General features: G+C 40.6%; 12 protein-coding genes and 1 pseudogene. 10 read left to right on the plus strand and 3 right to left on the minus strand.

Going from position 1 to position 13,873, the window contains the following annotated elements; translation table 11 throughout:
• Both J2T13_RS07380 and J2T13_RS07385 read left to right on the plus strand, forming a co-directional pair.
• On the plus strand, positions 1–115 hold a 115-nt coding region (locus tag J2T13_RS07380), incomplete at its 5' end, for an ATP-binding protein (protein ID WP_429370167.1).
• 67 nt (positions 116–182) lie between these two features.
• A complete protein-coding gene (locus tag J2T13_RS07385; RefSeq protein ID WP_429369826.1) occupies positions 183–443 on the plus strand; it encodes a hypothetical protein in 261 nt (86 codons plus the stop codon).
• Positions 444–491: 48 nt separating this feature from the next.
• Here J2T13_RS07385 and J2T13_RS07390 read toward each other — a convergent pair whose 3' ends face one another.
• Both J2T13_RS07390 and J2T13_RS07395 read right to left on the minus strand, forming a co-directional pair.
• On the minus strand, positions 492–2,231 hold the full coding sequence (locus tag J2T13_RS07390; protein ID WP_429369828.1) for a methyl-accepting chemotaxis protein: 1,740 nt from the start codon (positions 2,229–2,231) through the stop codon (positions 492–494).
• A 169-nt stretch (positions 2,232–2,400) separates the two neighbouring features.
• A pseudogene (locus J2T13_RS07395) lies at positions 2,401–2,567 on the minus strand (SDR family oxidoreductase); the annotation flags it as partial.
• 164 nt (positions 2,568–2,731) lie between these two features.
• Here J2T13_RS07395 and J2T13_RS07400 point away from each other — a divergent pair.
• The 4 genes from J2T13_RS07400 to J2T13_RS07415 all read left to right on the plus strand — a co-directional run bounded on the left by J2T13_RS07400 (position 2,732) and on the right by J2T13_RS07415 (position 7,690).
• Positions 2,732–3,934 carry an MFS transporter gene (locus J2T13_RS07400; protein ID WP_429370169.1) on the plus strand — a complete coding sequence of 401 codons (1,203 nt, stop codon included), beginning with the start codon at positions 2,732–2,734 and terminating at the stop codon, positions 3,932–3,934.
• A 233-nt stretch (positions 3,935–4,167) separates the two neighbouring features.
• Positions 4,168–5,337: a glucose-1-phosphate adenylyltransferase gene (locus tag J2T13_RS07405; RefSeq protein ID WP_429370171.1), complete on the plus strand. Its 1,170-nt coding sequence runs from the start codon at positions 4,168–4,170 to the stop codon at positions 5,335–5,337.
• The gene (gene glgD, locus J2T13_RS07410; RefSeq protein ID WP_429369830.1) at positions 5,334–6,443 is read left to right on the plus strand and encodes a glucose-1-phosphate adenylyltransferase subunit GlgD; all 1,110 of its coding nucleotides are present in this window, start codon (positions 5,334–5,336) and stop codon (positions 6,441–6,443) included. Before J2T13_RS07405 ends, glgD begins: the two co-directional genes overlap by 4 nt.
• Positions 6,444–6,688: 245 nt before the next feature.
• Entirely contained in the window at positions 6,689–7,690 is a 1,002-nt protein-coding gene (locus J2T13_RS07415) for a Gfo/Idh/MocA family protein (RefSeq protein ID WP_429370173.1), read from the plus strand.
• A 96-nt stretch (positions 7,691–7,786) separates the two neighbouring features.
• Here the strand turns inward: J2T13_RS07415 and J2T13_RS07420 are convergent, their stop codons facing one another.
• Entirely contained in the window at positions 7,787–10,147 is a 2,361-nt protein-coding gene (locus J2T13_RS07420) for a YcdB/YcdC domain-containing protein (protein WP_429369832.1), read from the minus strand.
• Between the two features lie 370 nt (positions 10,148–10,517).
• Between J2T13_RS07420 and J2T13_RS07425 the strand changes: the two genes are divergently transcribed.
• The 4 genes from J2T13_RS07425 (at position 10,518) to speD (ending at position 13,826) form a co-directional block, all read left to right on the plus strand.
• Positions 10,518–11,285: an amino acid ABC transporter substrate-binding protein gene (locus tag J2T13_RS07425; protein ID WP_429369834.1), complete on the plus strand. Its 768-nt coding sequence runs from the start codon at positions 10,518–10,520 to the stop codon at positions 11,283–11,285.
• Between the two features lie 71 nt (positions 11,286–11,356).
• Positions 11,357–12,016, plus strand: a complete 660-nt coding sequence (locus tag J2T13_RS07430) for an amino acid ABC transporter permease (protein WP_429369836.1) — start codon at positions 11,357–11,359, stop codon at positions 12,014–12,016.
• 15 nt (positions 12,017–12,031) lie between these two features.
• Complete coding sequence (locus J2T13_RS07435; protein ID WP_429369840.1) at positions 12,032–12,784, plus strand: amino acid ABC transporter ATP-binding protein; 753 nt, start codon at positions 12,032–12,034, stop codon at positions 12,782–12,784.
• Between the two features lie 229 nt (positions 12,785–13,013).
• Positions 13,014–13,826: an adenosylmethionine decarboxylase gene (gene speD, locus J2T13_RS07440; RefSeq protein ID WP_429370175.1), complete on the plus strand. Its 813-nt coding sequence runs from the start codon at positions 13,014–13,016 to the stop codon at positions 13,824–13,826.
• Positions 13,827–13,873 lie beyond the last annotated feature (47 nt).

Genomic DNA, 13,873 nt, shown 5'->3' on the forward strand with positions numbered 1-13,873 from the left:
CCGTCTCCTCCATCATTCCGTAACCATAAATATCAAAGGGGAGAGCTACAGAATTAAAGAAAAGAAAAAGGCTGGGTTTTTCAAACCAGATTCTATGGAAGACAAAGATTCATAATTTTGATCGATGTAGGGAATTTTCAACTGCTACTTTTGGGGATTATTAAGTTGGTGTTGACAGGATCGTGAGTATCGTTTTCACTCTCATTGTAAATGCTATAATATGGATCGAAAATATATTATTTGAAGATTATGATTGGGGATTTCTTGAACAGCTCACGTATGAGTCTAACTCTGTAGCAGAGGGGATTGTATTCACCATTGTAAATTACAATCCTTTATATCTTTCAGGAGGGTTCATAGGTTTGAGTATCTTTGAACTGGTCTGTTCAGCATTCTTCCTCTATGTTACCGTGAAACTCATTGATCGAAAAGTAGAAGTATAACAACAAGAGACCTCGTACGCGTAACTCGCGTATGAGGTCTCTTGTTCATCACACTGTAAATTTAGATGTAGTATCCTTTAATTGGGTTGAGGTATCTTTTAATGTTTGGGTCAACTCATATAATTGGTCTGATATTTGATTCTGACCCTGAGAAATATGACTTACAAGCTCCATGCGAGAGTTAACATCAGAGGAAGTGGTGGATAACGTCTCTACCGAAGTGACAATATGGCTCATACTGGTAGAGATCTCGGTGATGGCTAAGGTGATCTCGCTAACCTGGCCAGCTAGAGTCGAACTTTGTGATTCAAATTCATGGAATGTAGTACTTGATTCCTTAGAGATATCCTTTGTTTCCTGGATGACAGTTGAGAAGCTTGTTAGACTTTGATGACAGGAAGCCATGTTGGAATGGATCAGGACTAAGTCTTTATTGATCTCCTCAGATAGCGATTTCGTATTCACAGAAAGCTTACGAACCTCATCAGCAACAACAGCAAATCCCCTTCCGTGTTCACCTGCTCTAGCTGCTTCGATAGAAGCATTAAGAGACAGTAGACTCGTCTGTGTATTCATATCTTGGATACCGGCAAGTGTGCGTTCGATATGGCTGTATCGTTCAGACATCGTATCGAATACGTTCATTAATTGTTCAAACTCTATTCCCGTTCGATCTACTAATTTAACCACTTCCGTCATGCGCCCAACACCAAGCTGTGAGGCAGTTTTCATCAGTTGCATGTTGCCATTAACATATTCACTTGATGCCATGATTTGCTGACTACTAGCGGATACTTGTTCTGTAATAGCAGAGATCGATGTGGTCTCGTCAAGTTGAGATGATAGCATGGGCGCGCTACTCTCAATTTCCTTCTTAACTGAAATAGAAGCTTTTTTATTGTCGCTAGCAATGTTATCCATTTGTTGTGAGAGTGCCAGTACATTCCTACTAACATCAAGCGTGGATTGAATCGTATTCCGAAGATTGGCCCCCATGACCGATAGCGTCTGATCAATCACGCCGAACTCATCACTCCGATGTAAAGTTTCCTCGTAGGTAAAGTCATTTTTCTGGTAGGAATCAATTCGTTTCATAATTCCTGCTAATCCTTTACGAATATGGGAAATGAAATAGATGATCATTAGGAATGGAAGAACGATAAGGGCTACACTGCTCATATAGATGGCCTGATTGGCTTGCCCAATCTTAAGGGTTAGTTTGCTTTGGTTTTCATCTAACACAGCCTGGAATTTGTCCTTCAACATCGAATTGCCCATAGATAATTCTGATGTGTAGGTCTTAAATAATCTTTGCTTCAATAAACTCTTCTCTATATCATTTAGATTACGTGTCATCTTGGGAAATGCATCCTTCAGGGTAGCATAGACGGAATCCAAAATGTTGATATAATTTACAAACTTACCTTCTGTTAGATTCAAGTGCACATCGAAATCGTTCAATTGTACGGATAGATTCTCTATATCCTTAGGAAGGGTTGCAATATCCGAACTTAGGTTTTCCTGAAATTCATTGTTTCTTGTATCTAGTATATCAATCATCCATAGTAGATCTCGTTGCATTTTATCTGCTACTACAAGATAGTTCTTTTGTTGTTCAGTTGCATATTGTGAAGATTGGATCTGCTTAGCTACATCACGGTTTACGAGAATAATGGTAACTCCGGATACAGTACTTATCAGTGTAATGACTACTAACATGATGATGAGCTTCTGGGTGATTTTTAGACGCTGTTGAAATTTTTTTATTTTATTGAAAATGGTTTGCATGATCGGTTCTCCCTTTTGTTGTTTATAATTAATATCGGTATTAAATACCTATAATTTAGTTAAATAGCAGTGGGAAAATAATACAAACAGAACTAAAAAATTCGGTTTACATGGAAATACGACATACCAAATAGCAGGTCAAGGATAACCACCTTAACCTGCTATTTTAGCTACCACCCTGTTCCTTCAAATGAAGGATGGCATATTTAACGGTGGCAAAGTTCCCCGCAGATTAATATTTATCGTTTGATCCCATTCGTCCATTCTCCTGGTTTCAATAGGGGACATTGTGCCATTGATACCTGCGTTAGCAAACACAATATCTAGTTTTCCAAATTATTAATCTGGCATTGTTTAGTTCTCCTAAATTGACTTTAATGGTAGATAGATGTGTATTTTATGAATACCTTTTGGTGCTGAATTATGAAACACCCGGATCAACCTAGAGATTTACAATGAATAGGCGTAGAATAGGTTCTGCAATGCAACGAAAGGACGTGATGAGGACGAATTACTCGTGGAAGCGGAACTTAATTGTGCTGTGGATTGGGGTTTTCTTTTGTAGTACGGCGTACTCCATTTCCATTCCATTCTTACCTATTTTTCTGAGCACCGATCTTGGAGTTGAGAGTAATATAGAGATTTGGTCAGGATTGGCCTTTGGAATTACGTTTCTAGCTAGTGCATTAATCTCTCCTTATTGGGGTTCACTTGCTGATAAGTATGGGCGAAAGCCGATGCTTATTCGTTCGGGATTTAGTCTTGCTGCCCTATATTTTTTGAATTATTTTGTAACAGATCCTTACTGGTTCTTGGTAGTCAGAATCCTTCAAGGGTTACTAGCTGGATTCGTTCCGGCTGCGATTGCGATGGTAGCTACGAACACACCAGAGGACAAAACAGGTTATGCGCTAGGGATTATGTCTACTTCAGGCGCAACAGGGAGCATTATTGGTCCCCTGATTGGTGGAATCGTCAGTCACTATTATGGGAATAGAAATGCATTTCTCTTCTCCAGTGTGATTGTGTTGTTTTCTGCATTAATTGCGACTTTTTTCGCCAAAGAACATAATTTTGACCGCAAGGCAGTTCGGTCTCATGTTCGTGATGATCTTAAGATGGCAGCGGCCAATCCTGTCTTCATGACCCTGATGGGATTGGTATTCATCACAACGTTCTCCATTATGATTCTGGAGCCTCTAATAACGGTATATGTCATGGATATGGGAGTATCGAAAGATAGTGCATCACTTAGCTCGGGGATTATTTTCTCAGCTGTTGGGGTTGCAACGATTATCATGGCACCTCAATGGGGGAAAATGGGTAGGAAAATAGGTTACGTTAAGATTTTGTTCATTGGACTAATAGGTGGAGGCGTCGGGAATATTTTGCAGTTTTTTGTGACGGGCTATATCGGATTCGGAGTGTTGAGATTCGTATACGGTTTATTCTTTGCTGCTGTGTATCCCACGATCAATGCGCTGATCGTGGAAGTGACAGATTCGAACTTTCGAGGAAGAGCTTTTGGTCTGAATCAATCAGCTTCGCAGATGGCCACAATGGCTGGGCCTATTATTGGAGGACTCTTGGGTGCGTGGATTCCTATCCAATGGATATTTATAATTAATGGTGCTGCCCTAATAGGATCGGCACTACTTGTCAGAGCAAGAATGAAGAATCGAGTGATTGTGCATTCAGACTAGAACGTTACTTAGGATGTTGGATATAGTGAGATTTTATTTCTATTTTTATCCAAAATTACACTTGATTCTCAGGGTCTCAATACGGTTAAATATGAGTGTAAGAATAGTGAATATGTAACGCTTGGAAACTCGTCGTTAGGTCATATTCCTGTCCATTATCTCATAGATTAACTGTACACATATTTCTACTATAAGGTGGAAATAGGAGCCGGCCTGAGGAGGAGAGTCATGTGATGAAACAAAAGGAATGCATCGCAATGCTGTTGGCCGGAGGCGAGGGTAAGCGACTAGGAAAGTTAACTCGCAAAATTGCCAAGCCTGCGGTGTTCTTTGGTGGGAAGTACCGAATTATCGATTTTACGCTAAGCAATTGTACGAATTCCGGGATTGACACCGTTGGCGTATTAACACAATACCATCCATTAGTATTAAATCGGTATATCGGAATTGGTAAACCTTGGGATTTGGATCGTAAAGAAGGTGGCGTTTCCATTCTACCCCCTTTTATTAAGCAAAAGGGTGGCGATTGGTATAAAGGTACTGCAGATGCGATCTATCAAAATATGGATTATATAGAACAATATAATCCGGAATACGTTCTGGTTATATCAGGCGATCATATTTACAAAATGGACTATGAACGTATGCTGCAGTTTCATAAGAATAAGCAGGCAGACGCGACAATTGCGGTCATTGGTGTCAAATGGGAAGAAGTGAATCGATTCGGGATTCTGAGCGTGGATGAGAATCACAAGGTGACAGACTTTAAGGAAAAGCCAGATAACACAAATAGTAATTTGGCATCTATGGGTGTATATATTTATACGTGGAAGACACTAAAGAAATATTTAGAGCATGATGCATCTCTTTCGAAATCAAGTCATGACTTTGGTAAAGATATTATTCCCGCCATGTTGGAAGACAATGTTCAAGTCATGGCGTATCCTTTCGAAGGTTATTGGAAGGATGTTGGAACGATTAAAAGTCTCTGGGAAGCGAATATGGATATGCTAGATGATCCGAATGGGCTAAAACTAGAAGATCGTACATGGCGTATCTATTCTCTGAATCCGAATCAACCCCCTCAATATATTGCTCCATCTGCTAGCGTTACGCACTCACTCGTGAATGAAGGTTGTATTGTATTTGGTGAAATTTCGCACTCCGTTCTATTCTATGGCGTAGAGATTGGAAAGGGGAGTGTGATCGTAGATTCTGTCATTATGCCTAATACCAAGATTGGAAATAATGTTAAGATCTATAAGGCTATCGTTGGCGAAGGTTCTGAAATCGGTGACGGGATTGTCGTAGGTTCGCCAGATAGTGAAGAAGTCACGCTAGTGGGGAACCATGAGTCTATACCGTCCGAGTTCCTGTCTGATAAGGAGGGGATGCCAAGATGAAGAATGTCATGGGTATTATTAATATGATAGATGAGCCGAACCATCTAGAAGAATTAACGAATCATCGCAATATTGCTTCCGTACCTTTTGCTGGCAGATATCGGTTGATTGATTTTGTTCTATCTAACATGGTTAATTCTGGAATTACGAATGTTGGGATATTCGCGCAGACGAAATACCGGGCGATGATGGATCATTTAGGATCAGGGAAGGAATGGGATTTGGACCGTAAACGTTCGGGACTCTTTATTCTTCCTCCTGTGAACGAGGGGCAAGACTCGGATGCTTGCCAAGGTGATTTGCATGCATTTAATGCTCACCGGGACTATTTGAATCGGAGTAGTCAGGAATATGTACTTATCTCTCGTGGATACTTGGTATGTAACATCGATTTTAATGCATTATGTGATTATCATGAGGATAAGGGTTCTGATATCACCTTTATGTATAAAGAAATGGAAGAATCGGATTCAGTATCTACCAGATTGATTACAGATGATCAGGATCGAATGATTTCGATTGAGCAGCGAGATGGATCAAGTCACAGAGATAAAGTATCGATGGAAATATTTTTTCTCAAAAAGAGCTTGCTTCTCGACCTCATTGAAACGTCTTTGGCTGAGGATCAGCATCATTTAGTAGAAGACGCTATCCTTAAGAACATAGAACACTTGAACATATATGGATATCGTTATGAAGGGTACTTAGGCATTATTAATACGTTGCAAAGCTACTATAAACATAGTATGAATCTATTAGATCCTACCGTCTGGAAACAATTGTTCTTCCAGCCAGGTCTAATTTACACGAAGATTAAGGATGAGCCGCCAACTCGGTATCAACCCTCTAGCCATACAAATAATTCATTAGTAGCTAATGGATGCATTATTGAGGGGACGGTAGAGAACTCAATTCTTTTTCGGGGCGTCAAAGTACACAGAGGGTCACATGTGAAGAATAGCATTGTGATGCAGAATGGCATCATTCATGAGAATGCTCTCGTGGAACATGCGATCTTGGATAAAGATGTTGTGGTTAACGCAGAACGAACCGTGATCGGACATGATTTAGCTCCATTTATGGTAGTGAAGAAGGACGTTATATAATAGTTATACTATTAATGCGTGTTCAACATAGATGACTTTATGTGTGTTCAAAATAGATAACTTTTTGAATGACCAATACTAAACAGCCACAGCTCGAAGACATTGTCTTTGGGCTGAGGCTGTTTAGTATATAGCGACTATGAATTTGCTCTGTTTCATAACTGCTTCTTTCGTTTATGCCTTGTTATATAGAATATGATTTAAACGGTGAAGCTTTGCTTGGAGGATATACGAACAATGGGAGGATGAGAAGTGTGAAGAAGAGACTTCGGTGGGGGATTATTGGCTGTGCGAGTATTGCAGAGCAATGTGTGATGCCAGCAATTCAGCAATCATCTACAGGTATTATAATGGCGGTGGCCAGTCGAGATTTAAAGAAAAGTAAAGCCATGGCCAAACAATTCAAAGTTCCTAAAGCATATAGTAGTTATGAAGAACTACTACAAGATCGCGATATAGATGCCGTATATATTCCTCTTCCTAATCACATGCATAGAGATTGGACTATTCGTGCCCTCGAGGCAGGAAAGCATGTCTTGTGTGAAAAGCCAATGGCAATGAATACTCGTGAGGCGGAGGAGATGGTGGAGGCTAGCACGAAAGCAGGCGTGCAGCTGGCTGAAGCTTTAATGTATCGTTACCATCCGGTGCTTGAACATGTTCGACGATTAATCAAAGCTGGAGGAATTGGCGAAATTCGCGGTTTACGCGGTGCTTTCACATTGAATAATTCAGATGATATAGGTAACATTCGCTATCGTTCAGATTGGGGAGGAGGATCATTATATGATGTAGGCAGTTATCCCCTTAGTGCTGCTCGTTTCTTCACGGGACTTGAACCAGAAGCCGTGATGGTAAATGCATTCTTCTCCGAGGAACATGATGGGGTAGATATGATGGCTTCAGGACTCGTAGAATTTGCGGGCGGATTATCACTTACCTTTGATTGCGGATTGTGGGCAGAGGAACGAAGATCCATCGAGATTGTAGGGACACGTGGACGTTTTGAAATTCCACATATCTTCTCAGGCAAGGAACAGTCGGGATATTATTTATATTCGGGACGTCAGCTTAGGCAATATAGAGAGAAAGAAACTAATGCCTATGTTCATCAAGTGGAGAGCTTTGCTCGTAGTATATTCGGAGAGATACCGCAGCGTTTTCTACCTGAAGATGCTGTTTGTAATGCAAGGTTACTTGAAGCGTGCTTACGCTCGGCAAAGGAACGGAGAAGAATTGTACTATAGCTGGATCGAATGGGGAAATATAAGGCGGAGAACAACAAAGAGGCTACCCTGTAGCCAATGATTATGGCGTACAGGGTAGCCTCTTAAGTACGTTAATTAATAACGGTAATTCTCGCTCATGAACCGATCTGTTTTCCCTATAAGATCGGCTAGCCGAAGCAGAACTTCAGATGCCTCCGCGCGTGTTACAGCACGATCCGGAAGGAATTTGCCGTCTAGCGCAGGTAGAAGACCGAGTTTCATTGTAATTCCAACGGCTCCCTTATGGGGGATGGATGAAGCATCGGATATCCCTGCTACATCTGAGTTTTCGTTATAGAAGTGGGATAACTTCTCATACTGCAACATCGAGACAAGGCTTACCGCGAGCTCATCGCGCGTAAGTACTTTATCTAAGTTTAATACGGTATTTACATTGTAATTCAACCATCCAAGTTCTATAAAGGACTGGAGGGAATTATAATAAGGACTCTCAGAAGTTATTCCACCGTAGAGAGTTTCTGTTCCTCCACGATTCATGGAGTCTATGGTTGGGTACAATGCACGCGCGGACATATTCAACCAATCTCCTGCTTTTAGGGTAGCATCAGGGTGAACATTTCCTTGCTCATCTGGTATTAATATGCCATGTTTTATTATCTCTAGAAGTGATTTCTCAGAAGGATGATCTTTAATATCTTTGGCTTCGACAGATGTTGTACTAACCGCTCCATAATAAGTGTTACGCCATTTCCCACTCTGAGCATCTAGCCAAACTGTACCTGAGGTGGATTCACTCCACTGTGGTGCATACACTAGCTTAGTAATGGCTGGACTTTCAACGCTTCCAGACCACATTCCTCCATAATTACCATACTTCAATTGAAGGTTCAACTTGGAGAGATACACATTACGGGCTTCTTCCTTACTAACCGATGTTTTACTATTCTGAGGTAGTTTAGTTAGATCAACATTACCTCCAAGATAGAAGGATTGTACAGTCCCATCTGCACTTAAGGCGAGCTGAACTTGATTATTGGATACAGGAATACCATTGAAGTAGCGTTGGAAATGATAATTATAAGTAGGTTGTTTCGCTTTAGCTTTAGGGGTACTGATATAAGCTAGCTTATATTCATTGCTGGCATTAGGGACTAGATTCGTGACAAGCTTAATCGCTTTCTGCTGTAATTGAGTATCGGTTAGAGCTGGACCTTGGGTAGGGTAGGTGATCTCACCTTGAGAGCTATAACTAATGAAACTATTATAACTATAGACCTGACCAGTCTTCACATTAACCTCGGCTGAAATATCAGAGTTCATTGAATCATTGGCGCTTCTCCAATGTAGATTCCATGTTTTAGTTGATGGATCATCCCATTTACTTTGAGCTTGTTTGTTCTCGAGTATATACTCTTGAGGTACTCCAATCTTGGTTGCTAATAATGCTGCTGCATCATCGGCACTTATGGATTTAGAGGAGGAGACAAACGGGTCTCCAGACTGAGGAAGATCAATCTTCTTATCAAGTAGACCTAATTGTTCGATATTGCCATTCAAGCTGTCTAATGGTTTGCCCGTATGAGCATCGAAGCTGTAAACATGACTATCTAATGGCTTATAACCTAAGAAATATTTCTGCTTTTGAATCGAGTTCGAGTAGATAGATTCTGGAATATAAGCAAGTTCGACGTCAAAAGAGTCTCGATACTTTGTATCCATTGCTGACTGAGATAGGGTAGGCGTTGCTGAAGGATACGCTGCTGTGGTCTTATGTCGATTGTAGGATACAACGTCTCCACTTCGACTAACGGAGATATTGATAGATTCAACATCAGAAGGTAGGCCGTTAACCCAGATCGTATAGTAGTAGTTATAACTTGTTGGTGCAAATAAGGATGGGGTTTCGGAGTTCATGTAAATTTCAGAATGATCATGAAGTCCTGCGTAGTCAGCATTTTTTAAATTTTTGGATAACCACTGTTTGGCAATTACTTCAGCTTCTTTATCAGTGACAATCTTATCTTTGGCTGTGCTTAGTCGCTCAAGAATGTTTGAAGGCAAATGCACCGAAAGTGCTTCTCCACTCACAGCATCGATAGTAGCAGAGAAGCCGAATGAAGAATTTCCGAATGAATAACTTATATTAAAAGTCCATACTTGAGTATAGTCAGGAGGATAACTATTGGTTTTGCCATATTCGGCTGAACTCACAGTGGCATCGGATAGCATTGGAAAAGCGGAAATCAGTTTTTGCCATGCTTGCTCAGAAGAAATAGATGCTCCTTTGGGAATATCGTTACTTGTTACTTTGAGATCCTCACCACTGCTCTCGGACTCCTCTAGGGTCGCCTGAGTAGTAATGCTTGCTACTTTACTATCAGCTGCCCATGCAGGCTGTTGAAGCAAGATGAGTAGTGCTGCCATGGTAACGATCACTTTTTTGACATGATGCTTTGAAGTTTGGTTCGTATTCAATACAGTCTTCTCTCCTCTCAGATTAAACAAGATTAAACAACATATACTTTTGTGGAGATGCTCTAAGAGGACTGATATATTAGGTCTATATACAATACCATAACTTACCTTTTTTGTAAGTGCGCATGTACTCATTTATTTGTGCTTCACCTACATCCCAATACTCCTTCAGCAGCCCTGATGTCAGCTTCTAGGTGCTGAATAGTCGACTTTTGAACGCACACTATGTGTTCTATTTTTGTCATATATTTGTTAGATAATCATGGTTAGAACGCTCGACTACACTATGATGCTGTGGTATCATAATACTCTGATAACGTATTAACGAACTAAAGTAATGTTAGAATTAACCATCTGTGGAGGGGTAAGAATGAAGAAGAATGTAGTTTTTATTGTGCTATTAGGCGTGCTTATTTTAGCCTTGTCAGGGTGTTCCAGTAATAAGAATGATGATACCATTGTCATCGGAATTGATGATAAGTTTCCACCAATGGGTTTTAGAGATGACTCTAATGAACTTGTTGGTTTTGATATTGATTATGCTAAGGCGACAACGGAGAAGATGGGTAAGAAAGTCACTTTTCAGCCGATTGACTGGTCAGCCAAAGAATCAGAGTTAAATAGTGGTCGGATTGATCTGATCTGGAACGGGTATACCATTACGGATGAACGGAAAGAAAAGGTATTATTCACGAAGCCTTATCTGAAGAATAGCCAGGGCGTCGTAGTGTTGACAGATTCAGAGATAACGAAGCTCGATGATCTCACAGATAAGCAGATTGGACTACAGAAGCTTTCCTCTGCAGCAGATGCATTAGAGGCTAGTACAATTAAGGATAAGGTGAAGAACGTCTCTGAGTTCCCAGATAACGTACTTGCATTAAGCGATTTAAAGACAGGTCGTATTGATGCGGTTGTTATTGATGAAGTGGTTGCGAACTATTATATGTCTCAACAAGCAGGAACCTTTAAGCTACTGGATGAATCTCTAGCACCTGAGGAGTACGGGATCGGGGTAAAGAAGGGGAATGAGGATTTGTTGAAAGAGTTGCAAACGGCACTTGACGAGTTAGAGAAAGAGGGTACAGCGGCAGAGATTTCCAAGAAGTGGTTCGGGGAAGATAAAGTACTGAAATAATTAGATATCAAATTATAGGATAGAAACCGGATACCCTATCCGGTTTCTTTACTTAGGAGTCGACAAGAGAGATGAGTTTGGATTATATCGTACAAATAGCAAAGCCGATGTTAGAAGGAGCACAGACGACGATTATTCTGTTCCTGATTGCCATCATATTAGCCGTTCCCCTTGGGTTTATCATTACCTTAATGGCCAAGAGCCAAATGAAGGTAATCGCTTGGATTGCACATACTTATATCTATGTGATGCGAGGGACACCATTGTTATTACAGCTGTTATTCTTTTGCTTCGGTCTACCGCTTCTACCGGTCATTGGGGAGTATTTGGTTATGGATCGATTCGTTGCAGCCTGTCTCGGATTCGTTCTTAATTATGCTGCTTATTATGCGGAGATTTTTAGGGGAGGATTACTTTCCATCGATAAAGGGCAGAACGAAGCGGCACAGGTTTTAGGTCTAAGTAAGTGGCATACGTTATCGAGAGTAACGCTGCCGCAGATGATTCGTGTGGCGTTGCCTTCTATGGCTAATGAATCCATTACACTTGTAAAAGATACTGCGCTTCTCTACGCTGTGGCTATACCAGAGTTACTGCATTATGCCCAAACAGCAGTTAATCGTGATTTTACGATAACTCCCTTTTTCGTGGCAGGGGTCATCTATCTACTAATGACGTTAGTGCTTACACTCTTATTCAAGATGCTGGAGAAAAGATTCAAATTCGAATAAAAGGACTGTCGGAATATGACGAGCATAATTGAAGTTAATAAATTGAAGAAATCGTTTGGAGATCTAGAAGTACTAACCAATGTGAGTTTCACTGTTCATCCAGGCGAGGTAGTAGCTGTCATTGGACCCTCTGGTTCAGGAAAGAGCACCATGTTACGTAGTCTTGTTCATCTCGAAGAAGTGACGGGTGGAAGTATTCATATCCAGAGTGAGGCTTTAGTAGAAGACGGCAAGTATTCAAGTGGGGCTAAGATAAAAAGCATAACCTCTCGGATGGGAATGGTATTTCAGCATTTCAATCTATTTCCACATCTGAACGTACAAGATAATTTAGAGCTTGCTCCTAAGTTTGTGAAGAAGGAGTCCTCCGGTGAACTCCGCCGTAGAAGCACAGAATTACTCGCTAAGGTGGGTTTAGAGGATAAGGCTAAAGTCTACCCAGCTAAGTTATCTGGAGGGCAGAAGCAGCGTGTGGCCATCGCACGGGCTTTGATGATGAATCCAGATATATTGTTGTTTGACGAACCGACCTCTGCGCTTGATCCTGAATTAACGGGTGAAGTGCTAAGAGTGATCAAACAACTAGCGGAGGAGCATATGACGATGATCATTGTTACGCATGAAATGAACTTCGCTAGAGATGTTGCGGATCGGGTCATTTTTATGGATAAAGGGGAAATTGCCGAAGAAGGTACACCTGAGCAAATTTTCGGCAATCCACAACTGACACGGACAAAGTCTTTTTTAAACAAAGTAGAATCAAATTGAATAAGTATGTCATGTTACAATGAATACGAAGGATACAAAAAAACTGCCGCGAATACGCATTTGGCAGTTTTTTTGTACTTGGAGAGGTTGTTCAAAAACCGGTAGAATGGGTATAAACATATTTATACACAATGGCATGCAGGAAGAATAGATTGTGTAAGAATAGGCTATTACTTAAAGGGATAAGGGTTAATTATATTGGACTAATAAGGGGAAATGATACATGAAGATGAAGCTAACTCCAGAACAACGTATCCAATTACATGGGTTTAACAATCTTACTAAATCGCTGAGTTTCAATATGTATGATATTTGCTACACCAAAACAAAAGAAGAACGTGAAGCTTATTTAGAGTATATTGATGAACAGTATAACTCGGATCGATTAACGACTATCCTACAGACGGTCACCGAAATTATCGGTGCGCATGTATTAAATATTGCTAAACAGGACTTTGTGCCCCAAGGAGCAAGCGTAACAATTCTAGTGTCAGAGGGAGCTGTAGTAGAAGTTCCAACTGCATCCTTCGACGAATCGCCCGGACCGCTTCCAAGTACGGTTGTCATGCAATTAGATAAGAGCCACATTACAGTTCATACCTATCCAGAGTACCATCCGGATGAGGGAATTAGCACTTTTAGAGCGGATATTGATGTCTCGACATGCGGAGAGATTTCACCACTCAAAGCCCTTAATTATTTAATTCATTCATTTGATACAGATATTATGACGATTGATTATCGTGTTCGGGGCTTCACGCGAGATATGAGTGGGCACAAGTTGTTTATTGATCATGATATTAATTCTATTCAGAATTATATTCCTGAGGAAGTTCAGGGGCAATTTGACATGATTGATGTTAACGTGTATCAAGAAAATATTTTTCATACGAAATGTAAGCTTAAAGAATTTGACCTAGACAACTATTTATTCGGGTATACGAAGGAGACATTAAACGAGCAAGAGCAGGAGGAAATTACCGAAAGAATTATCGAAGAGATGGACGAAATATATTATGGGAAAAATATGAGACGGGATTAGTATACTGCGTGATCAATACTACATCATTGCAGTGAGGAGAGGTTATT

It is taken from the genome of Paenibacillus sp. DS2015, from assembly GCF_050433705.1.
In the GTDB taxonomy this organism is placed as follows: domain Bacteria; phylum Bacillota; class Bacilli; order Paenibacillales; family Paenibacillaceae; genus Paenibacillus_AQ.